The following is a 21,917-nucleotide window of genomic DNA, read 5'->3' as shown; positions in this document are numbered from 1 at the left end:
TAATATATTGTACTTAACTTTGCCAAGATTGCATACGCGCTTTTAATCGATGTAATGCTTGGCTATGAATTTGGCTCACTCTAGATTCACTTACATCTAGCACCTGACCAATTTCACGTAAATTCAATTCTTCGTCATAATAGAGCGACAGTACTAAAGCTTCACGCTCAGGTAAAGTGGTAATACACTCGCTCAGTGACTTTTTGAACACAGAATGTTCAATGTCTTGATACGGGTCACTTCCTTGATTCTCTGTTTGAGTATGGATGACATCTTCACTAACCCCCAAATCATCTATACCAATTATTTTCCCTGTACTCACTTCATTAAGAATATGATGATACTCATTCAGCGAAATATCAAGTTTTTCAGCAACTTCAACATCTGATACATCTCGCCCTAATTCAGCCTCTAGTGTTTTTATTGCATCGCTGATCATACGGCTATTGCGGTGTACAGAGCGAGGAGTCCAATCGCCGCGTCGCATTTCGTCAAGCATTGCTCCACGAATACGAATACCGGCAAACGTTTCAAAACTAGCGCCTTTACTGTGATCGAAATTATTGGCGGCCTCTAACAGCCCGACCATGCCAGACTGTATCAAGTCATCAACGATGACACTGGCGGGTAATCTAGCGAGTAAATGATAGGCGATACGTTTTACTAGAACAGTATGCTGTTCAATTAAGGCAGTTTTGTCGATATGAGCATTATAAGCATTCGCTTTAATCACTATCGTTCACTCTTCCTTAAACTAATTATCGAGTAATTGTTCAATAAAAAACTCTAAATGACCTGACGCTTGATGAGGTATTGGCCACTTTGTAATTCTAGTCGCTAATGCCTTAAACGCTTTTGATGCAGGAGAATCAGGAAACGCTTCAACGATAGCTTGTTGTTTCCGTACAGACTTACGAATATTTTCATCGTAAGGTACAACAGCAACTAACTCTAATGCCACATCTAAAAATCGATCGGTTACCTTAGATAGTTTAGCAAATAATTGCTGTCCTTCTTTGGGACTTCGCACCATATTTGCAACAACTTTGAATTTGAATATGTCGTGATCACGACTCAATAACTTCATCAATGCGTAACAGTCAGTAATTGAGGTGGGTTCGTCACAAACCACAAGCATGATATCTTGTGCAGCGCGGGCAAAACTTAATACCATATCTGAAATACCAGCAGCGGTATCTACAATAAGTACATCGAATTCAGTTTTCATATCACTGAATGCACGAATCAATCCCGCATGCTCTGATGGCGTTAGATCGACCATTGACTGTGTGCCTGAAGTTGCAGGTATAATTTTTATCCCTGCTGGTCCTTCAATGATAATGTCATCCAGCTCGCATTCGCCAGACAATACATGAGATAAATTTCGGCGAACACGCAGACCGAGCATTACGTCTACATTGGCCAAACCTAAGTCAGCATCTAGTACAAGTACTCGTTTGCCTTGTTGTGCTAACGCGATAGATGTATTAAGTGAAACGTTTGTTTTACCAACGCCTCCTTTTCCTCCAGATACCGCAATAACTTTAATATGATGAGGTTCTTGCATTCTTCTTAAGCCGCTAGCCTGATCTATCATTTATTTTAATTCTCAACTACAAATACCAATCATTGAACGGTTGTATTTGCCTGATTGATTGAACGTATACTAATTACATAACCTAACTAAGATTATAGAAATAGCCATGGTTGTTCAATGTTAGGCGACGAAACAATTATTAGATGTTCAAATAATCCACAATCGCTAATAATTGGTATATCAAATACTCTAAACAACTGCAGTGGACTTGTGCCCGGCTGAACGCCAGAACTTATGACCACTTGTTTTGATTGCTAACCTATCAGCAAGCGTAACTAACTTTTCTGCATTTGCAACTTTAATGTCTTCTGGAACTCTTTGTCCATCAGTAAGATAACCTATAGGAAGCCCATTTTGAATAGACGTTGCAATAATTTCTCCAATACTGAGGCTTTCGTCTAGTTTTGTATAGATACAGCCTGCTAATGGAATCTTGTTAAATCGCTCTACATTTTCTTGTAATACCCTTTGTTGAGCGTTTGCAGCCAGTACTAAGTAGTTGCGAATTTTAACACGAGAATTTGCAATTAAGGTAGTCAAATGCTCGGCTAACCGCATATCTCTTTGTCCCATTCCGGCTGTATCAATTAGTATTAACTTCTTATTACCATATTGCTGTAATAATGCGTCTAGATCTTGCGCACTCTTCGCTTGCTTTACTGGACAGCCAATGATTTTTCCATAGGTCGCAAGTTGCTCGAAACCCGCAATGCGGTAACTGTCAGTCGAAATCATCACCACTTGGTCTGCTCCATGAACTTGTGCAAAGCGTGCAGCTAATTTTGCAATGGTAGTCGTTTTACCTACGCCCGTTGGTCCCACTAAAGATACCACGCCACCGCGATGTATAATTTCATTACTAGTCGTTTGTAATTGGCGACTGAGTAATTGCTTCGCACTTTCCCACGCACGTTCTTCACTGTAATTATTCGGCACATAGCACGCCACTTGCTCTGCTACTTGCTCGCTAATCCCCATGTCTAATAGTCGATTTACTAAAAGCGCTTTGTTTGGGTCGCGTTGCGCCATGTCCTGCCACATCAGTCCAGAGACTTGATGCTCTAGCAATTGACGAATAGACGCCATTTCTTGTCTCATTTGCTCAAGTTCAGCATCGCGCGAAACATTGTTGGCCGCTACATTATTCTGATGCCCAGTGGATTGCTCTGTTGACGTTTGTGCCTTTGAAGAAGGCAAAGCGTCACTTTCTTGACTATTTGTTGTAGACCCTTGCTCTAAACGCTGAGTAAAATTCTTAAACTGTGCTTCGATATCAAGTTCGCGGGGCGTTCGTGAACTCACTGACTGATTTGCAATATCGACATGTTGAGGGGCACTGTGATTAGTTTTTGATGTCTGACGCTGCAATAAGGCCTGTAAGCTATCGGCGGGCGGTTGCTCCGAGGAAGCGGTCATTGCAGCTTGTGTTGGCGCTTGCTCACCTAATGAAACAACGTCGTTATCAATGGCGCGTCCATCAATCGCTAACTCTTGTGGTTCTTCAGATGCAGTAACTGGCGCTGAACTAGCTTGCTGATTGTAATCAACCGCTGCCATTAGTTCTACGCCTTCAGGGATTTTCTTGTTCGACATAATGACTGCATCTGCGCCCAATTCTTCTTTAATTTGAGCTAACGCAGTTCTCATGTCTTTTGCTACATATCGTCTAATTTTCACAAGCTACCCCTTAATTTTACTGCTTTGCCATTCGCTAGTGCTTATTGCCCAATTGCGCTGACAATCTTAATTTGTTTGTCATCAGGTATTTCTTGGTAAGAAATTACGCGTAAACCCGGAATCGTATATTTGACGAATTTTGCCAGTACAGAGCGTAAAATACCTGAGGTTAACAATACTGGTGTATCGCCTGCCATTTCTTGCTGCTGCGCACCATCGGATAACGATGTTTGTAGTCGCTCTGCAAGACCCGGCTCAATACCCGCACCGTCATCTCCTGCCATTTGCATTGACTGGTGCAACATTTGTTCCAACTCTGGTGACAATGTTATGACGGGTATTTCTGGGGCTGGGCCTACGAGCTCTTGAACAATAAATCTTCGCAGTGTTATTCGCACGGCTGCTGTTAATACTTCTGGGTCTTGGCTTTTGGGTCCATACTCTACTAATGTTTGTACAATGCTGCGCATATCTCGAATGGCAACACCTTCATTCATTAGGTTTTGGAATACCTTCACAACCGTCCCCAACGTCAGCACATCAGGAATTAATCCTTCAACTAACTTAGGATAATTCTTAGATAACATATCCAGTAGATTTTGAACTTCTTCATGCCCAAGCAACTGAGCGGCATTATTAGTGAGTATTTGGCTTAAATGCGTTGCTAAAACAGTAGACGCATCAACTACGGTATAGCCAAGTGCCTGCGCTTGTTCTCGCTGATTTTGTTTTATCCAGACGGCATCTAACCCAAAAGCAGGATCTTTGGTCGGTGTACCATCTAATTTTCCGTATACTTGGCCTGGATTAATGGCAAGTTCATGATCATGGCGAATTTCAGCCTCACCGACCGTCACCCCCATTAACGAGATTTGATAGGTATTAGGGTCTAGATCTAAATTGTCACGAATATGTACAGCAGGTACAAGAAAACCGAACTCTTGAGATAGTTTTTTACGAACCCCTTTTATACGGTTAAGTAACTCTCCACCTTGAGATTTGTCCACCATAGGAATCAATCGGTAACCAATTTCTAAGCCGATAATATCGACATGGTTAACGTCATCCCAATCTAGTTCTTTGACTTCTGACTGCTGCTGTTGACTTTCGGCCTGACTCTCCTCAGCTTGCTGTGCTTCTTGCATCGCCTTGGCTTTTTTGTACTTCTCGCCAAAATAGGCCAAGCCAGATATCAATATCGCAAATAGCCAAAAAGCGACCTTTGGCATGCCGGGAACTATCCCCATAACAAACATGACACCAGCCGCAATATAGAGAGATTTTTCTTGACCTAGCTGCGTACTAACCTGATGACCCATGTCTTGCGTAGTATTTTGACGCGTAACGACAATAGCGGTACCAACCGAAAGTAATAGCCCAGGAATTTGCGCAACTAAGCCATCACCAATGGTCAGTAAGGTATAAATCTCTACGGCAGAATCGAATGACAGATCATGCTGCACCATGCCAATTACTAAACCGCCAATAATATTGATAAATAAAATCAAAATACCCGCAACAGCATCACCTTTAACAAATTTACTCGCACCGTCCATAGAACCATAGAAGTCTGCTTCGGCTGTTACTTCATTGCGACGCTCTCTAGCTTGCTCAGCGCTGATAAAGCCTGCATTCAAATCGGCATCAATCGCCATCTGTTTGCCCGGCATTGCGTCTAGTGTGAAGCGAGCGGTTACTTCTGAAATACGGCCTGCACCTTTGGTGACAACCACAAAGTTGATAATAACCAAAATCAAAAATACAACGAGACCAACCGCATAGTTTCCACCGATAACAACGGAGCCAAATGCTTCAATAACATTACCAGCTGCGTCAGGCCCATTATGGCCTTCAAGTAACACGACTCGGGTACTGGCAACGTTGAGCGCCAATCGCAAAATAGTTGCAATTAATAACACAGCAGGAAAGGAGCCAAAATCTAACGGTTTTAAGGTATAAACCGTGATAAGTAACACGACAAGCGCTAATGCGATGTTGAAAGAAAACAAGATATCTAGCAAAAACGCTGGCATAGGCAGAATAACCATGCCCAGCGCTGCCATCACCAAAATTGGTGTTCCTAAACCGGAAAGCAATCCGAGTTTTTTATTTTTGAATTGATTGAAATGTGCAGCTAATTGCATTTAATCTCTTCGCTGTAATTTTGACGCATGCATTTAGCTCAGCAAAATTCAGACCAAGAAATTACATTAATATTCAATTGCTATTAGTATCGGTAGTCATCCGGAATCGGTAGGGTTTTTGACACCGGCTTAGGTCGCTTGGCCCGCCCCTTCTTATGCTCATTCAACTGGAAAATAAAGGCAAGTATTTGTGCTACCGCAGCAAACAGTTCTTCAGGGATCTCGTCATCAAGCTCAGTAGTATAATAAAGTGAGCGTGCCAATGCAGGCGAGGCAATAATTTCTATACCATGCTCCTTAGCAATGGTACGAATATGAATTGCCATTTCATCAACACCTTTAGCAACAACCACGGGGGCTCTGCCATCGCTGCTATCATATTTTAATGCCACAGAAAAATGGGTAGGGTTGGTAATAACAACGTCAGACTTAGCAACTTCTGACATCATGCGCCTTTTTGACATATCATATTGCGCACGACGAATTCGTCCCTTAGTTTCCGGACTACCCTCTGTGTTCTTCATTTCATCCTTAACTTCTTGCTTGGTCATCTTTAACTGACGCGTGTGGTTCCATTTTTGATAAGGCGCATCTATCACCACAATAATTGCCAACGAACAAGATAATGCCAAGAACATCCACAACAGCAGCTCAACTGCGTGTTCAAAATTAAAGGGGATGTCTTCAATACTCAGGAATAAAATCTGGTCAAATAATGTTGAAAGTAATAAATATGCGACAAAAAACACCACGAAGAATTTCAGCAGCGATTTAACAAGCTCTACATATGCCTGCACACCAAACATACGTTTAAAGCCAGCAATAGGCGAAAGTTTGCTTGCTTTCGGCGCCATCGCCTCTACAGAAAAATTAATACCTCCAAGTAAAGTATTACCGACAAATGCCGCCAACATAATAATGGCAAATATCCAACTTAGCGGTAAGATCACGTGATAAACACTTTCTCCAACAACATTAAAAAGCGCGTGAATATCAAGTACTTCTTCACGTGAGAGACTAAACAATCGCCTCATCATTAACAACAATCGATTAACCAACATTTCACCTGTCAGCATCAGCGCTATTGCACTACCTACGAGCACGAACATGGTGCCTAAGTCTTTGGAACGGGCTATCTGGCCTTTTTTTCGGGCTTCCGACAGCTTTTTGGCCGTCGGTTCTTCGGTTTTTTCACCACTATCACTCTCTGCCATTATCTTGTCTCACAGTTAATCAGATAACAACTAAAGTCCAGCGCACGTTGCCACTGGCTTTCAAAGTGCGTCATAAAGTTGCCCATTGTTAGCCACATGATGAGCAAACCAGAACACATAGTAATTGGGAAACCAATAGCAAAGATATTCAGCTGAGGCGCAGCACGTGTCATGATACCAAACGAAAAATTGATCAGTAACATTGCTGTCAGCGGAGCCATCGATAACGACAACGCCGTTGCAAACATCCAGCTTGCCCACTCTACTATTTCTCTAAATTTTACAGGCTCAAATTCTATGAGTGGAATCGGTAATGTATGGAAGCTTGCCGCAACAAATTGCAAATAAGCCAAATGGCCATCCATCCCCCAGAACAGCAAAGACGACAAGATTAGAAAAAATTGCCCAACAGCAGGCACATTCATACCACTCGCAGGATCAACCAGTGACGCAAACCCCAAGCCTGTTTGCATGGCAATGATCTGACCGGCCAAGGTAAAAGTATTAACGACCATTACCGTGACAAAGCCAATCATCACACCAATGATAGTTTGCTGTGCAACAAGCAGGGTCATTTCAAATGAGAATAAGGATTCAACACGCGCAGGAGGGATAGCGGGCATTATCGCAACGGTTATAGCAATCGAGAGAAACAATTTAACACGTGTAGGAATTGACTTTGCACCAAAGCCTATCATTGCCATTACAAGTGCAGAAACGCGCGTAAGAGGCAATAAGAAATCAGCTAAGTACTGATTTATAACTGACTCCGTAAACTCCATCAACTCACCACACTAGGAATACTACCAATGAGACGAAACGTGTAGTCCATTAACTTCTGCACTAGCCAATGGCCACCAACAATGAGTGCAAGCAGTGTCACAATTAAACGAGGTAAGAAACTTAATGTTTGTTCATTGATAGACGTAGCAGCCTGAAATACTGCCACAATTAACCCGACAACAAGGCTTGGTACAATAACTGCGCTTACAAGCACAATCACCAAGAACAGCGCATCACGTAATATGTCGACAAATACTTCAGGTGTCATCAGGTCGCTCCCATGCCATAACTTGTTGCAAGCGTGCCTATTACTAAATTCCAACCATCAACTAACACAAATAGCATGAGTTTAAACGGTAGTGAAACTATCATAGGTGACAACATCATCATACCCATTGCCATCAAAATACTCGCTACGACTAAATCGATGATTAAAAACGGAATAAATAACATAAAACCAATTTGGAAAGCAGTTTTTAATTCGCTTATTACAAACGCAGGAATGATAACCGTCATAGGCAAATCAGTCGGTTGATCAACTTCCTCTATACCCGCCATGCTAGCAAGTGTGTCTAGATCTTTTATGCGCGTTTGTTCAAGCATAAATGCGCGCACAGGTTCCTTAGCTTTGTTGATCGCCTCCACAGAGGTCAATTGCTCAGCTAAATAAGGCTGAATAGCGATTTCGTCTACTTGATTATAGACCGGAGTCATAATAAATAAGGTTAAGAATAGCGTTAAACCAATAATTACTTGATTAGAGGGTGTTTGTTGCAATCCAAAAGCTTGCCTTAGAATGGCCATAACAACGACGATCCGTGTAAAAGATGTCATCATGATGATCGCGGCTGGAATAAAACTCAGCGCTGTCATGAAAATCAATATTTGCAGGGTCACCGAGTATTCTTGAGAGCCATCAGGGTTTGTGGTTAACTTTATCGCTGACAACGACAAATCATCGGCGGCACCTACGGAAACTGAAAAAGCTGACAGTAAAAAAGTGGCAATTGTTACCAGAATAAAATTCGCACTAGGAAGTTTCATTTTTATTATTTTGCTTTAAGAAATATTTTAACAGTGGATTATCCACCTGTTCGGCTAAAAAGTTGCTCACTTCGATTGGCGATTCCAACGTTTTTAACAACGTTATTTGCTGATGACTAACACCTAACAGCAGTTGTTCACCATTAACCTCAACTACCACAATACGCTCTTTGGTGCCAAGCGATAAACTAGCGACGACTTTCATTGCAGATGAAGCATGATTGACACGTTGAAACTTTTTGAGAACTAATGCACTAACCACAATAACCAACAGCACCATTAGTAGCGACATTATCATACTCAGTGCATCAACGTTCGTTCCTGCATGCTTGCCAACTTCTACCGGACTCGCAGCAGTTTGCGTCAGCGCAAATAACTGAGATGAATACGTACCTAACAAGCCGCCGAATAAAATGCGTTTGATCATATTATTATTTGAGCTTTTTAATACGTTCAATCTGGCTAATTACGTCAGTTAGGCGAATACCAAACTTATCGTTTACTACCACAACTTCACCATGTGCGATCAAGGTACCATTAACCAATACATCCAACGCTTCCCCCGCAACACGATCCAACTCAACCACTGAGCCCTGATTCAACTGCAATAAGTTACGAATACTAATGTGGCTACGCCCAACTTCCATCGAAATTGTAACCGGAATATCGAGAATTGCGTCTAATCGGCGTTTTTCTTCGCCGGTAATTGGTGCATCCTCTTCCTCTAAATCTTCTAATTCTACTTTTTCGGCATTGGCTTCGGCTTCGGCTTGTTCATTCAACGCCTCATCCCACATACCTAAATCATCATCGCTATCACTCATATGTTATGCCTCAAACTACTTTAATAATCTAAATCTTCTTCTAACAGGTGCAGCTCTGCATCACTATCGAGACGCTTACCACCTTTAGTCAATATTGTCAGCTCAGATTTAACTGACTCAGGACGCTTGATTTTCTCTTGAATCTTCAATGCTATATGTTCACGGCTCTTACCTAACTTCGCTCTAAATGAAGGTAAGTCTTCAATTAACACCGTAATGTGCTCTGGCATTTCAATTGGAATGATGTCCCCTTCTTCTAATTCCATCACTTTTTGCAGTGGTAAGTTAACTTCTAGGAATTTCGTCGAAAGCTCAACAGGTACATCAAGTATTTCGTCTCTCAATGCTTTAGACCAGCGCATATCGGTGTCTTCTTTGTCACTTTGAACACCTGCATCAAGTAACTCTCTGATTGGCTCTAGCATTGAATACGGCAACGCTACGTGGAAGTCACCGCCACCACCGTCAAGTTCAATATGGAAGGAACTTATCACCACAACTTCAGTTGGGCTGACAATATTAGCCATTGACGGGTTAACTTCAGAATCTAGGTACTCAAACGAAACATCCATTACCGGTGACCAAGCCTCTTTGTAGTCTTCAAATATTAATTTCAGTAACATTTGAATAATACGACGCTCGGTTGGTGTAAATTCGCGCCCTTCAATCTTCGCGTGGTAACGGCCATCACCACCAAAAAAGTTATCTACAAGAATAAAAACCAATCGTGCTTCCATGGTAATTAGTGCCGTTCCTTTTAACGGACGAAAGCGTACCATGTTAAGACTGGTTGGGACGAATAGCGTATGTACGTATTCGCCAAATTTAATCATTTGAATACCGTTAATTGATACTTCAGCGGTACGGCGCATCATGTTAAATAAACTAATGCGCATATGACGAGCAAATCGTTCGTTCACCATTTCCAGTGTAGGCATTCGACCACGAACAATACGATCCTGAGACGAAAAGTCGTATTCACTCATCCCTTCTTGTTGGGAAAAGTCTTCGACTATTTCTTCTTCTTCGACCTCATCAACGCCATGAAGTAGCGCATCAATTTCGTCTTGGGATAATAAGTCACTCACGCGTCTTTCTCTTTTTAGTCAATGCTACATAACGCACGTTACTGCATTACAAAACCTGTAAACAGCACTTGCTCAACAATATTACTGCCTTCAACATCATTCATAATCTTGTGTACTTCAGCCAACGCCTTTTGCTTAAGTGATGTTTTCCCGGCACTTGTTGCCAAATCGTCAGCATTAGATTGGGTGAAAACCGCCAGTAGAGTACTTTCAATTAACGGCACGTGTTTCTTAGCGGCTTCCTCGTTGTCAGAACCTCTCACTAGCAACTGAACCCGTATTTCCACGAATCTATCACGCGCAGCGCCTGGAATATTAAATCTAAACGGTCTTGGCATTGGTACATATAATGCGCTGCCCGTTGATGCTGACGGTTGAGCGGTCGCGCCATCTTCTCCACCTTCACCACCACTATCGAGAGCGGCGTCTAACTGTTCCTGAGAAACTTCTTCACTACCGCCCATAAAGAAGAATGCCGCACCGCCACCAATCGCCAAAACAGCGACCACGGCAATAATGATGATTAACTTTTTCTTTTTGCCTGGATTATCCAGTTCCAGTTCTTTATCGTCTGCCATCTTAGACCTTTAACCTTCAAGAATGATTGCTATTACTTAAACTATATCCTTGATCTGCATATGAACAAACTGTTTTATGCAATTATGCATAATAATCAATGCCAGTTGACGAAGCTTTATACAAATCCCTTGTTATGTCTTCCGCTCTAACTTCTGTTTCTTCATTTGTCTGATGATGCTTACCCTCTGAGCGCGACTGCGCGAACTCTTGTTGCTCGCTCGCTTCACGATGTTCAATATTTGCATCACCAACATCCACACCACTTTCTTGCAACATGTCTCTCAATTTTTGAATATTTTGATCAAGTGCTTCTTTAGCATGCGAGTTCTGCACGACAATACTGACGGCTGCTTGCTCATTCTGCATGTTTAACTTAACTTGCATTGAGCCAAGTTCAGCAGGATCTAACCTGATTTCTAGCTGTTGAAGTCGTTTGTTAATCATAACCATGACTTTGTCTTTCACTTGATCGACAAAATCCTTACGGTGCAAATTGAGTGTTTCACTTGCAACTTGTGAACTATTTCGCACATTGGTCGTTTGTATTTGTTCACTGCTTAATTTGTCCATAACTTTGTCTAATACCGCCGCATCAGTACTTGAGACGGATGTTGCATTATGAGATTGATTCGTCGACAGCTTCTCATTTGCTCTGACAGTTTCAGCAATTCCTTTATCAGTGGTATTGCTTTGCTCACCATTCTTTTGATTAAGCACGATGTCTTTTTGTGCATATGCTTTCGCATCAGTTTGTTGATCAGAATTGTCTTGAGAAGCTGAATCAGTTGATGATTCACTCAACTGCACGGCATCCTGCGTTGACTGGTTAACAAAACGCGTGTGATTTTGTGCACTGTTACTTGATTGGCCCACCTTTTCAGTCGTTGCTTTTACAACTTGTACGGCCTTGTCATTAGGGTTTTCAGTGTCGAGCGACTCAGCGACCGCTTGACTGACAGGGTTTAACTGATGTTTTGGTTGGCTTTCATTTGCAGATTGAATCGTTTTAGGTTGCGCGGAACCAAGCTTATCCTTTGAGCTCTGGTCAGAGTCACCATCTGCTACTGTACGCGCTTGCATAGCGATATCATCGGGGATCTCACTAGTGCTATTTAAGTGTTTCGATGCATCTCCAGACATCGCGTTCGAAGCTTTATCACTCACTGAATTTACGTAAGTAGATTGTGTAGCTTTATTGTTAGTATCAACAACTTGCTGCTTATTTTTGTTTTCAACAGCTCTGTTTTCTATTGCACTCGAGGCCTCTGATTTTGCCGATAATGTTTTTGTATCAGTTTCAGCAGCGCCCTGTTCCGACACTTCTGTAGAAGCAAGCTCTTTGAGTGTAGTAATATTTTCTTGAGCAGCAACTTCAACTTTTTGAGCTTTATCGTTGTTACTTGAAGTGGCTTTGTCCTGCGTGCTGCCTGTTACCTGATTTTTCATTGCTTGCGTTGCAGCTGCCTGTTCAAGTTTTGCCTTTTCACCGTTGCTATCACCACCACGTAGCGCAGCAATTGGGCTCACATAGTCGGCATCGACACGATTGTCAGGGCGTTCAGCTTTAGCGACTAAAGCTTTGAGTCGTTCATCAATTCCTACTAGCTGAGCTGACTTGATACCCGATTTGTCCGCACTGTCTTTAGCACTCTCACCTGTAACTTCAATTTTACCACTGGTAGTTGCAGCATTCTCAACTGAAATTTCAGCTTTCTCACCAATAGTTACGTCCTTATTTACGAGGACTTTTTCTGAAGCACCTAGTACAGAAAGTAAAATGTCGGGCGTTACTTTACCTTTGTCCTTGTTAGCATTTACACTGTTCTCATTTGTCGGAACAGCTATTACCTCTTCTTCAGCGGGAGCAACTTTTTCACCCGAATTGTCTGCTCTGGGAGAGTTTTTTTCATCCACCATCTTGTCATTGGTTGGCTGACGGCTCTCAGCCGAAGCATTAACAGAGCTACGCGTGGCCTCGTCATTTTCATTGGCACGCTCAGTGGATGAAGCTGTAGATTTTTGGGATGAATTGCCGCGATTAGCGGCAGTATTTGACCGGAGTGTATTATCGTCGTCTCTTCTTTGACGATTGTCCTCTTGTGCCATATGTCGCCCAAACTCATCACTATTTCGCGAACGACTACCGTCACTAACCTCTTTAACTTCAGGCAGTTGTGTGTTTTCTATCGGTAATATGTTTATTTGAGGCATAGCATTTACACTCTGTTAAATTATCTATTTCGTCCGGTCAATCCACCGATTAGTTATGCTGAACTGTCATTTCTCGGTTTATTGCCATTACCATTGGTGCTGTTAATGCAATTACGATGCAATTTGTGCGCCAAAACTAGATTGATGATTGACGCACGAATCGCTGTGTGGCAATTTCGTCAAACATTTTCTGCTCTAATTTATTAGCTTTACGATCAAGTATTGCCTGCCGTTTTTCTAGTAACAACTCAACGGCTTTTACTTTTTGCCGTTGTGCCAACCATAATGTTTTTTTTTGCTCAACTAAGGCTTTTGATTGGCTAATCGCGACCTCAACTTGCTCAGCGGCATTGTCTAGCTTAGTAATGAAAGCGTGAAAGTGTTTATAGGTTGCACTATCAACACCCGACAACGAACGCTGCTCTAGGCGTTTCATATATTCGAGGCGATACTCACCAACACTTTGCAACCGTAGTAAGTTTTGTTGATAATCTTGCTCGGCATGTTGTAAATCCTGAGCAGCTTTGCGCTCTTTGTCGCTTTCAAACTTATGTAATGTATATATCTGACCTAATGACATTATTACTCCCAACTACGACGTTTTCTGGCTCTACAGCGCTTTAACATTATTGCCCCTGTTGTTGCCTATTTTGAGCATGTGCTTGTGCGGCTGGCATAATTTCTTGAAGTTGTGCCAGACTTTGATCATAAGGAATCACTTCATGCATCTTTTGCTGCAAGTAAAAATTGATTACCGGTAGCATATCAATTGCCCGATCAATTCGCGGATCATTGCCTTTGCTATATGCGCCAATTGAGATGAGGTCTTTGTTTTGCTGATACAACGCATATATTTGTTTGAGTTGCCTAGCTAATTCTTGATGTTCTTCACTTGTAACCATTGGCATAACCCGGCTAATCGACGCTTCAATATCTATTGCAGGATAATGACCGGCATCGGCGAGTTCGCGTGATAAAACGATATGCCCATCAAGAATGGCTCGTGCTGCATCTGCAATTGGATCTTGTAAGTCATCCCCTTCGGTTAACACTGTAAAGAAAGCCGTAATAGAACCTTGACCTTCTCCGCCGTTACCTGCACGTTCTACCAATTGTGGGAGTTTTGAAAAAACCGATGGTGGATAGCCTTTTGTTGCTGGTGGTTCACCTACAGCCAAAGCTATTTCACGCTGAGCTTGCGCATAACGCGTGATTGAGTCGACCAATAAGAGAACGTTTAGCCCTTGATCGCGAAAGTATTCAGCAATTTTCACGGCCGTTTCACAGCCTTTTAATCTCATCAGTGGCGAGTTATCAGCTGGTGCCGCTACGACAACAGAACGGCTACGTCCATCTTCACCCAATATTTCTTCGATGAACTCTTTAACTTCTCGGCCACGCTCTCCGACAAGGCCAACCACAACAACGTCTGCAGTCGTTCCTCGAGTCATCATGCCAAGCAATACACTTTTACCCACTCCAGACCCAGCAAATAGCCCCATGCGTTGCCCCTGTCCAACCGTCAAAAAGCTGTTGATTGCTCTCACCCCAACATCGAGTGGTTGGCTAATCGCTCTTCTAGCTAAAGGGTTAATTAACGCATTGGACGTTTTATGATGTTCATCATTTGAGATAGGCCCTAAGCCATCTAGTGGCTTGCCGACACCATCAACGACTCGTCCTAATAAGTCAGTCGATAATGGTAATCGCGCTTTCTTGGCAATGGGTACGACGCGTGCGCCTGGCATAACACCTTGTAAACTTTGTTCGGGCATTAAATAGGTTATTTCGCCCGAAAAACCGACGACTTCAGCGATAAGATCGCCATGAGTGGTTTCTACCAAGCATTGACTGCCGACATGTGCTTTTACACCAACGGCCTCTAATGTTAAACCTACCACCCGTACCAAACGGCCAGCAACCGCCAATTGATGACGGTGAATAAAAGACTGGCAATTTTCTAATCGGGTGGTGAGCTTGGCAACATCAATCATAGCTAAATTTTTGACACTTCTCTGGCATTACTTCTGATGTAATGCTTCCTGCAAGAAAGAGTCCAACACGTCTTTTAGACGAGCCTTTATCGACAAATCAATGTTTGAAGTACTATTTTCAATTTGGCAGCTACCGCGATCCAGATGAGGTGCGGCCAAAATACGCCATCCTTCTTCGTTAATGTGAGCTTCACCAAACTTTTTTACTACTATCGCAATATCGTCTGGGTGTAGTAATACTTGGGTGTTCGCTTCTTTGCTTGGTAGGGCTTTCATCCCTTCACTAACCGCACGAAGCAAAATATCAGGATTTGTCTTAGCTTCTTCAAATGTTATCGCTTCAGCTAGTTGAGCGACTAAATGAACGAGCTGCTGCTCAACATTGTTTTCAACGACCTCGATGGGGCGATGCAGTTGAGATATTAGCCCCTGCCATTGCTGAGCTAACTGCTGAATTTGTTCACGACCTTCTTCCAGCCCTTGCGCTACGCCTTCTTCATGTCCTTTAGTTTTTCCCTCTTCAAAACCACTCGCTTTACCTTCTTCATAGCCTTTGGCAAAGCCTTCCTCTTTACCTTGAGAAAAACCCTCTTCATAGGCTGCCTGACGAATTTCTTCGATTTCCTCGGCCGTTAGTGGTTGCGGCTCCTCTTCTATTTCTTCAGGTGGTTCATAGCGCCATGTTGCTTTTTTTCCAAGCGCATTGGTCTTATCATCTGTCTGTGGAACGTCATCTTCAACAACAGGCAGCGACCATACGCCATGCTCTTCATCCGTCCGTTTGATAACGTCCTTGTGAGGGCTTATTGCATTAAAGTTTTTCATGAGACTGCCACATTATAAGAATTCATCACCACCGCCAGCACCGCCAAGCATGATTTCACCTGCATCAGACAGACGACGGGCAATTGACAATATTTCTTTCTGAGCCGCTTCAACTTCACTAATACGTACTGGTCCCATTGCTTCTAAGTCGTCAGCCATCATTTCTGCTGCACGTTTAGACATATTACTCATGATCTTCTCTTTCAGTGCATCATCTGCACCTTTAATCGCTTTCATTAGTGCATCTTGCTGTACTTCACGAAGGATTGCCTGAATGCCTCGGTCATCCACATCAGCTAAGTTTTCAAAGACGAACATGAGATCTTGAATTTGTTGACTCATTTCTTCATCGTGTTCACGAATTGCATCCATTAATACCCCTTCAATATTAGTGTCGAGGTAGTTCATGATGTCGGCAGCCGCTTTCAAGCCACCCATTTTCGCTGCTTGTGCGCCAGCTTGACCAGCAAACTGTTTCTCCATGATCTCATTGAGCTCTTGCAATGCCGCAGGTTGAACTTCTTCTAAGTTAGCAATTCGCATCATCAAGTCTAAACGCGTTTTCTCTGCGAATTGTCCCATGATTTCAGCAGACTGCTCAGGTTCCAGGTAGGACAAAACAATAGTTTGGATTTGCGGATGCTCGTTACGAATGATATTGGCTACCTGTTTTGAATCCATCCATTTCAATGAATCTAAACCTTTCGCGCCACTGCCCATGACGATTTGATCAATTAGGTTGCCCGCCTTGTCTTCACCAAGTGCCGCCGTTAACGCCTTGCGAACGAACTCCTCACTTTGGAAGCCAATCGTACTAAAGTTCTGTATTTCATTAATGAATAGCTTGTGAACAGCGGTGATTTTTTCCTGGGTAAAGTCTTCCATACCCGCCATGATCATACCAACTTGTTGCACCTGCTTGGGTTCCAAATGCTTCAATATTTGCGCGGCGTCTTCTTCAGATAGACTAAGCAACAAAATAGCCGCTTTTTCTGAACCATCTAATTTGTCTACGTCAAATCCACTCGGGATTGATGCCATTTCCTGGCTTTGTTCATCAGTCATCTTCGTTCAACCAACTTTTTACTACTTGCGACGATAATTCTGGTTCATTCGCTACTAAAGCACGAACCGCTTTCAACACATCTTCATCTCGATGTAGATCTGGTAACTGTAGGCTGCCATCAGGAGCAAAGCCAACAGCGCCTGCATCAAAGTCTGCCGTTAACATGTCCATAGTATCATCACCTAAATCAACATGCGTATCCAGAGACTTTTCACCATAATCAGACGGTGTTTGATCTGGGTAGATTAATCGTTTCAGCATCGGTCTGACTACCGCAACAATTAGCACAATAATAACCAATGCTCCCAACCCCAATTTTAGCATCTTATAGAACCAAGGTTGCAGATAAAACGGCTGTTCTTCTTTTACGTCAACAGCAACACGAGAAAATGGAATCGTTACTACCTCTAATGTATCGCCTCGTTGCATATCAAAACCGATACTTCCTTGCAGTAGGCGACGAATGTTGGCCAGCTCTTGCACCGAACGCGGGGCTGCAGTTGAATTACCTTCAGCATCGACTGAGTTTAAATAGTCCAGCGCAACAGACACAGTAATACGGCGAATTACCCCTGTTTGCTGTTTTGTGTAACTGATCGCTTCGTCTAACTCGTAGTTTTTGGTAGATTCAGCATGCTTGCGGCTTGGCATCGCTTTTTGTTGAGCGCCACCCGCTGCGTTTTCAGGAATATCTGACTCTAATGGTGGTTGGTTAGTTAACGCGCCAGGGATTCCGCCGAGCAAGCCACCAATAGTTGTATCTTCAACACTCATCTCGCTACGTAGCGCTGGTAAATCAGGATTATAACGGCGTTGCGTTTCTTCGGTATTCGTGAAATCCATCGCCACATCAACTTGTGCCGTGTAGTTGCCTAAGCCGACCACAGGAATAAGAATTGTGTCAATCTTATCCATATATTCTTGTTCACGTTTCTGCTCTATTTCAAACTCCTTGCGTGAACGAGATGAAATTGAGTCTTGAGAGCCTGAATTTAACAGTCGGCCATTTTGATCAGTGACCGTTACGCGATTCGGGCTTAACCCTTGCACAGCAGAGGCCACAATATCGACGACCGAATCAACTTCTTCTTCTGAAAGCAAACGCCCTCTGCGTAAGGTTAATACCACCGTCGCTGATGGGTTTTTGACGCGTTTAGCAAAAACATTTTCTCTGGGAATAGCTAATAAAACTGAAGCTTTGGTAATAGACTGCAATTCTTCGATCGTGCGAGCAAGCTGTTGCTCACGAGAGTGTTTTAATCGCTCACGCTCTAAGCGCTGACTCACACCAAAACCCATGTCTTGCATAATAATGTCAGTACCCGGAGCAGGTTCATCTGTTAAGCCTTCACGAGCAAGCATTAATTTTACGTCTTGGTATTCATCAGTACGAACTGAAATCGTGTTGTTTTCTTGCGTATAATCCACTTTATTGGCATCAAGAAAATCCATTGTTTTGATAAGTTGTTCGGTCGGAAGCTTTGAAAGAAAACGGTATTCAGGTTGATTTGCCCACATGATGACAAATATGGCAATCGCCAAACATATTGCCAATGCCATGATCAAGGTAAGCTGACGTAGAACATCGACGTTCCCCATCGCAGCAGCAAGACCTGATTTTTGTTCTTCGACCACATTGTCGTTGTCGTTAGCAACAAGCTCTCCACCAGCACTATCGGCGGTTGCTATTGCTGTATTTGCTGTATCTGCCACTTAGTTTCTCCGCTTTCTTCTAAACACTTTTACTGCATTGTTCGCTTTGAAAAAGCTTAAACAGGCATACTCATGATTTCTTTGTACGCTTCAACAAACTTATTACGTACTTGTACAGTTGCATCAAACGCTACGCTCGCTTTAGACGCTGCGATCATCGTTTCAGCTAACGTCACACTCTTATCACCCATCTCAAATGCAGTACGCTTAGCGCCCGCGTCTTGTTGGATTTCGTTAACATTATTGACAGCTTCTTTGAGCATGTCAGTAAAGTTACTCGTAGATTGGTTAACTGGTGCAACATTCCCTTCATTGATTGGTAAGCGATTTCCCATCGCTTCTAACTGCATGCTTTGCATTTGTGCATAAAGTGAATTTGCTTTGATATCCATAGCGTTCTCTCGTGTGTCAAAGTTTTGTAAGTTGACTATATAGAGGATTAAAGCAAAGATAGTGCCAGAAAGGAGACAGGGGTATTCCACTTTAAAACCAATAACTTAAAGAGAAAGGTTGGGAGTAAACTTTTGAAGAAATAAGAGTCAGGCTAACGAATGTCAACCCGATCTCATATTAATATTAACGCGTGCGTTGTTACATTAGGCGGGAATTTCAATACCATTGTCACGCATTTTGGCAATTTTATAACGTAATGTGCGCGGACTAATCCCAAGTCGCTCTGCTACCGCTTTACGACTTCCCTGACAAGCATGTAGCGTATCCAGTATAATTTGATGCTCTTGCAACTTAAGTTCATTGCCTAACTTGTCATCACTTGATTGCGCCATATTCACTGTGGGTTCAATCGATGTCGTTTCAAAATTATCAATGAGTAAATCGCATGCTTCAATAGTCTCTCCATCATGAAGTATCAATGCGCGCTGAATGACATTGTCGAGCTCTCGCACATTACCCGGCCAATGATAGGCCATCAGCTTACTTCGAGCAGCAGGAGAAAACTCAGGGATCGCCTCACCATTGGTTTGACAATGACGCTCAACTAGGTGTTTTGCTAACGGAACAATATCATCGCGACGTTCAGCCAATGCTTTCCAAGTCAATGGAAAAACATTCAATCGGTAATACAAATCTTCTCTGAAAATACCTTCACTAACCGCGGATTTTAAGTCGCGGTTACTGGTCGCAATTACCCTAACATCAAGCTTGATTGTTTTTCTACCTGCCAGACGTTCTACTTCACGTTCTTGCAAAACCCTTAAGATTTTGGCCTGCAGGTTGAGATCCATTTCCGTGATCTCATCCAGTAAAATAGTGCCACCCTGTGCTTGTTCAAATTTGCCTGGACACGCTTGAACAGCGCCAGTAAATGCGCCTTTTTCATAGCCAAACAAAGTTGCTTCAAGCATGTTTTCAGGAATTGCCGCACAGTTTATAGCAACAAATGGATGTTCAGCTCGTGCTGAATGATAATGGACGTATTGCGCGAGGACTTCTTTACCAGACCCACTTGGCCCAAGTACCATTACAGAAGCTTCTGTAGATGCCACTTTTTTCGCTAGCTGTAACAGCTCTTTACTTTGCATGTCTGCAACTACAGGTTCGAACGACTCACTGCTTTTCAATGGTAAATATTGATTCACCATATTGAGAAGTACTTCTGGAGCAAACGGTTTAGACATATAGTTTATGGCACCATCCTTCATCGCTTGCACCGCGTCGTCTATCGTACCGTAAGCGGTCATGATCAACACTGGCATATTGCTATATGCGGCTTTGATACTTTTCAGTAATGAAAGCCCTGACATACCATCGCCCATCTGAACATCGCTAACAACAATATCAATTGCATGATTTTTGAGTTGCAATAAAGCTTGCTCGCCGCTGTCTGCTGCCACGCAGTCATGACCGGCTAATTTCAGTGTATCTATTAATGCTTCGCGTAAGCCAGCATCATCTTCAACAACTAAGATTCTACCTTGGCTCATGTTAAACCTCCCCTTGCGCATGATGTTGGGCTTCATCATGAATTAACGGTAGTTGAATACAAAAGTGCGCGCCTTCATTTGCTTTACTCAGTAAATGAACATCTCCTTGATGTGCGCGAGCCACAGATTTAACTACGGCAAGCCCAAGCCCGGTGCCTTTAGCGCGTGATGTATAAAATGGTTCAAATATTTTATCGGCTATTTCTTCGGGTATGCCGTTGCCATTGTCCTTCACACTAATAAATGCGTGCTGTTCATGACAATACGTTGAAATATCGATTACAGCGGAACTGCCAATCACTTCAACGCTGTTGTGAATTAAGTTTTGTATTGCGCCAACCAAAGCAGTTTCGTTACCGAGTACGAGACAGTCATTTTCACACATCACTAAGTTAACTTTCGCCCCAGCATCTTTCACTAAGCTTTCGATACTTGCAGCGGCACTTTTAACTACTTGATTAACGGATAACGGTGAAACAACAGGCTTATTGCCACTCTTAGCAAACAACAACATGTCATTTACTTGCTGCTCTAATTCATTGAGTCGCGCCATCATTTTGTCGCCAAAGGCTTCTCGGTCTTGGGCGGTCAAATGACGATTCTTAAGGTTCGCCCCATAAAGCATTGCAGCAGATAACGGGGTGCGTATTTGGTGCGCGAGTTTAGAAACCATCTGCCCTAGCGATGAGAGCCGTTGCAGCTGGCTAAGCTTATCTTGTAATAAGCGGGTTTCGGTTAAATCAGTGATCATGATCAGCTGACCGGGCTGATTACCCAGTGGCGAAATTTCTAGTTTGACCCGTCGACCATCTTTTAACGAAACCTCATGCCAATCGTCTTTTCTCGGCTGGAATGAACGTCTGATAACATCAAACCAAGGTTGTCCGAGAATAGGGTCATTGAGTAGTTTACTGGCGACATCATTCACTTTGGTCACGATGCCATTGCCATCAAGCATAATTAAGCCTGTTGGCATTGAGTCTATGATTTGCGTCAGCTGTCGTGACTGTTGTCGTAGTGTTGCAAGCTCGCCGGGATACGCTTCTTGTGCTAATGCAGAAGAAGTTTCACAAAGCTTTACCTGACCAACATTGTAGGCAGTTGTGGCTTGAAAACCACTATGCTTTGGTATTTCTGGCGTTAATTTTGAATAAGCTACTGTCATGATGCAACACTCAAATGTTAAATATCACCACGACCCATGCATTTACCGTA

Annotated in this window: 21 protein-coding genes; all 21 read right to left on the bottom strand. The window is 42.9% G+C overall.

The window, feature by feature from the left end; genetic code table 11:
- Window positions 1-13: 13 nt before the first annotated feature.
- Window positions 14-733, bottom strand: a complete 720-nt coding sequence (locus tag ACSLUK_RS02045) for an RNA polymerase sigma factor FliA (RefSeq protein WP_448546832.1) — start codon at window positions 731-733, stop codon at window positions 14-16.
- 21 nt (window positions 734-754) lie between these two features.
- Window positions 755-1,597 carry a MinD/ParA family protein gene (locus ACSLUK_RS02040; protein WP_448546831.1) on the bottom strand — a complete coding sequence of 281 codons (843 nt, stop codon included), beginning with the start codon at window positions 1,595-1,597 and terminating at the stop codon, window positions 755-757.
- Window positions 1,598-1,786: 189 nt separating this feature from the next.
- The gene (gene flhF, locus ACSLUK_RS02035) at window positions 1,787-3,274 is read right to left on the bottom strand and encodes a flagellar biosynthesis GTPase FlhF (RefSeq protein WP_448546830.1); all 1,488 of its coding nucleotides are present in this window, start codon (window positions 3,272-3,274) and stop codon (window positions 1,787-1,789) included.
- Window positions 3,275-3,315: 41 nt separating this feature from the next.
- Window positions 3,316-5,418 carry a flagellar biosynthesis protein FlhA gene (flhA, locus tag ACSLUK_RS02030; protein WP_448546829.1) on the bottom strand — a complete coding sequence of 701 codons (2,103 nt, stop codon included), beginning with the start codon at window positions 5,416-5,418 and terminating at the stop codon, window positions 3,316-3,318.
- Window positions 5,419-5,501: 83 nt separating this feature from the next.
- Complete coding sequence (flhB, locus tag ACSLUK_RS02025; RefSeq protein WP_448546828.1) at window positions 5,502-6,632, bottom strand: flagellar biosynthesis protein FlhB; 1,131 nt, start codon at window positions 6,630-6,632, stop codon at window positions 5,502-5,504.
- Entirely contained in the window at window positions 6,632-7,414 is a 783-nt protein-coding gene (fliR, locus tag ACSLUK_RS02020; RefSeq protein WP_448546827.1) for a flagellar biosynthetic protein FliR, read from the bottom strand. The genes flhB and fliR overlap by 1 nt, the downstream gene beginning before the upstream one ends.
- Window positions 7,414-7,683, bottom strand: coding sequence for a flagellar biosynthesis protein FliQ (gene fliQ, locus ACSLUK_RS02015; RefSeq protein ID WP_448546826.1), 270 nt, complete (start codon window positions 7,681-7,683; stop codon window positions 7,414-7,416). The genes fliR and fliQ overlap by 1 nt, the downstream gene beginning before the upstream one ends.
- A complete protein-coding gene (gene fliP, locus ACSLUK_RS02010; protein ID WP_448546825.1) occupies window positions 7,683-8,459 on the bottom strand; it encodes a flagellar type III secretion system pore protein FliP in 777 nt (258 codons plus the stop codon). Before fliP ends, fliQ begins: the two co-directional genes overlap by 1 nt.
- Entirely contained in the window at window positions 8,446-8,886 is a 441-nt protein-coding gene (fliO, locus tag ACSLUK_RS02005; protein WP_448546824.1) for a flagellar biosynthetic protein FliO, read from the bottom strand. Before fliO ends, fliP begins: the two co-directional genes overlap by 14 nt.
- Before the next feature lie 4 nt (window positions 8,887-8,890).
- A complete protein-coding gene (gene fliN / locus ACSLUK_RS02000) occupies window positions 8,891-9,283 on the bottom strand; it encodes a flagellar motor switch protein FliN (RefSeq protein WP_448546823.1) in 393 nt (130 codons plus the stop codon).
- Window positions 9,284-9,303: 20 nt separating this feature from the next.
- Window positions 9,304-10,371 carry a flagellar motor switch protein FliM gene (gene fliM, locus ACSLUK_RS01995; protein WP_448546822.1) on the bottom strand — a complete coding sequence of 356 codons (1,068 nt, stop codon included), beginning with the start codon at window positions 10,369-10,371 and terminating at the stop codon, window positions 9,304-9,306.
- A gap of 38 nt (window positions 10,372-10,409) precedes the next feature.
- Window positions 10,410-10,949, bottom strand: coding sequence for a flagellar basal body-associated protein FliL (gene fliL / locus ACSLUK_RS01990; RefSeq protein ID WP_448546821.1), 540 nt, complete (start codon window positions 10,947-10,949; stop codon window positions 10,410-10,412).
- Between the two features lie 82 nt (window positions 10,950-11,031).
- A complete protein-coding gene (locus ACSLUK_RS01985) occupies window positions 11,032-13,161 on the bottom strand; it encodes a flagellar hook-length control protein FliK (protein WP_448546820.1) in 2,130 nt (709 codons plus the stop codon).
- Window positions 13,162-13,297: 136 nt separating this feature from the next.
- Window positions 13,298-13,741: a flagellar export protein FliJ gene (gene fliJ, locus ACSLUK_RS01980; protein WP_448546819.1), complete on the bottom strand. Its 444-nt coding sequence runs from the start codon at window positions 13,739-13,741 to the stop codon at window positions 13,298-13,300.
- A gap of 46 nt (window positions 13,742-13,787) precedes the next feature.
- A complete protein-coding gene (gene fliI, locus ACSLUK_RS01975; protein ID WP_448546818.1) occupies window positions 13,788-15,155 on the bottom strand; it encodes a flagellar protein export ATPase FliI in 1,368 nt (455 codons plus the stop codon).
- 27 nt (window positions 15,156-15,182) lie between these two features.
- A complete protein-coding gene (fliH, locus tag ACSLUK_RS01970) occupies window positions 15,183-15,980 on the bottom strand; it encodes a flagellar assembly protein FliH (protein WP_448546817.1) in 798 nt (265 codons plus the stop codon).
- Window positions 15,981-15,992: 12 nt separating this feature from the next.
- The gene (gene fliG, locus ACSLUK_RS01965; protein ID WP_448546816.1) at window positions 15,993-17,045 is read right to left on the bottom strand and encodes a flagellar motor switch protein FliG; all 1,053 of its coding nucleotides are present in this window, start codon (window positions 17,043-17,045) and stop codon (window positions 15,993-15,995) included.
- A complete protein-coding gene (fliF, locus tag ACSLUK_RS01960) occupies window positions 17,038-18,759 on the bottom strand; it encodes a flagellar basal-body MS-ring/collar protein FliF (protein ID WP_448546815.1) in 1,722 nt (573 codons plus the stop codon). The genes fliG and fliF overlap by 8 nt, the downstream gene beginning before the upstream one ends.
- 56 nt (window positions 18,760-18,815) lie before the next feature.
- Window positions 18,816-19,151 carry a flagellar hook-basal body complex protein FliE gene (fliE, locus tag ACSLUK_RS01955; protein WP_448546814.1) on the bottom strand — a complete coding sequence of 112 codons (336 nt, stop codon included), beginning with the start codon at window positions 19,149-19,151 and terminating at the stop codon, window positions 18,816-18,818.
- 204 nt (window positions 19,152-19,355) lie between these two features.
- The gene (locus ACSLUK_RS01950) at window positions 19,356-20,702 is read right to left on the bottom strand and encodes a sigma-54-dependent transcriptional regulator (protein ID WP_448546813.1); all 1,347 of its coding nucleotides are present in this window, start codon (window positions 20,700-20,702) and stop codon (window positions 19,356-19,358) included.
- A 1-nt stretch (window position 20,703) separates the two neighbouring features.
- Entirely contained in the window at window positions 20,704-21,867 is a 1,164-nt protein-coding gene (locus ACSLUK_RS01945; RefSeq protein WP_448546812.1) for a sensor histidine kinase, read from the bottom strand.
- Window positions 21,868-21,917 lie beyond the last annotated feature (50 nt).

It is taken from the genome of Thalassotalea fusca, assembly GCF_053485835.1.
Note: the sequence above shows the minus strand (reverse complement) of the source record. Positions and strands in the feature narration are given on the sequence as shown.

Coding starts and splice junctions, on each gene's coding strand:
- ACSLUK_RS01985 (WP_448546820.1), bottom strand. CDS start 13,161: ATGCCTCAAATAAACATATTACCGATAGAAAACACACAACTGCCTGAA.
- fliE (WP_448546814.1), bottom strand. CDS start 19,151: ATGGATATCAAAGCAAATTCACTTTATGCACAAATGCAAAGCATGCAG.
- fliI (WP_448546818.1), bottom strand. CDS start 15,155: ATGATTGATGTTGCCAAGCTCACCACCCGATTAGAAAATTGCCAGTCT.
- fliR (WP_448546827.1), bottom strand. CDS start 7,414: ATGGAGTTTACGGAGTCAGTTATAAATCAGTACTTAGCTGATTTCTTA.
- fliO (WP_448546824.1), bottom strand. CDS start 8,886: ATGATCAAACGCATTTTATTCGGCGGCTTGTTAGGTACGTATTCATCT.
- fliN (WP_448546823.1), bottom strand. CDS start 9,283: ATGAGTGATAGCGATGATGATTTAGGTATGTGGGATGAGGCGTTGAAT.
- flhA (WP_448546829.1), bottom strand. CDS start 5,418: ATGCAATTAGCTGCACATTTCAATCAATTCAAAAATAAAAAACTCGGA.
- fliL (WP_448546821.1), bottom strand. CDS start 10,949: ATGGCAGACGATAAAGAACTGGAACTGGATAATCCAGGCAAAAAGAAA.
- flhB (WP_448546828.1), bottom strand. CDS start 6,632: ATGGCAGAGAGTGATAGTGGTGAAAAAACCGAAGAACCGACGGCCAAA.
- fliP (WP_448546825.1), bottom strand. CDS start 8,459: ATGAAACTTCCTAGTGCGAATTTTATTCTGGTAACAATTGCCACTTTT.
- fliQ (WP_448546826.1), bottom strand. CDS start 7,683: ATGACACCTGAAGTATTTGTCGACATATTACGTGATGCGCTGTTCTTG.
- fliG (WP_448546816.1), bottom strand. CDS start 17,045: ATGACTGATGAACAAAGCCAGGAAATGGCATCAATCCCGAGTGGATTT.
- fliJ (WP_448546819.1), bottom strand. CDS start 13,741: ATGTCATTAGGTCAGATATATACATTACATAAGTTTGAAAGCGACAAA.
- ACSLUK_RS02040 (WP_448546831.1), bottom strand. CDS start 1,597: ATGATAGATCAGGCTAGCGGCTTAAGAAGAATGCAAGAACCTCATCAT.
- fliH (WP_448546817.1), bottom strand. CDS start 15,980: ATGAAAAACTTTAATGCAATAAGCCCTCACAAGGACGTTATCAAACGG.
- ACSLUK_RS01950 (WP_448546813.1), bottom strand. CDS start 20,702: ATGAGCCAAGGTAGAATCTTAGTTGTTGAAGATGATGCTGGCTTACGC.
- ACSLUK_RS01945 (WP_448546812.1), bottom strand. CDS start 21,867: ATGACAGTAGCTTATTCAAAATTAACGCCAGAAATACCAAAGCATAGT.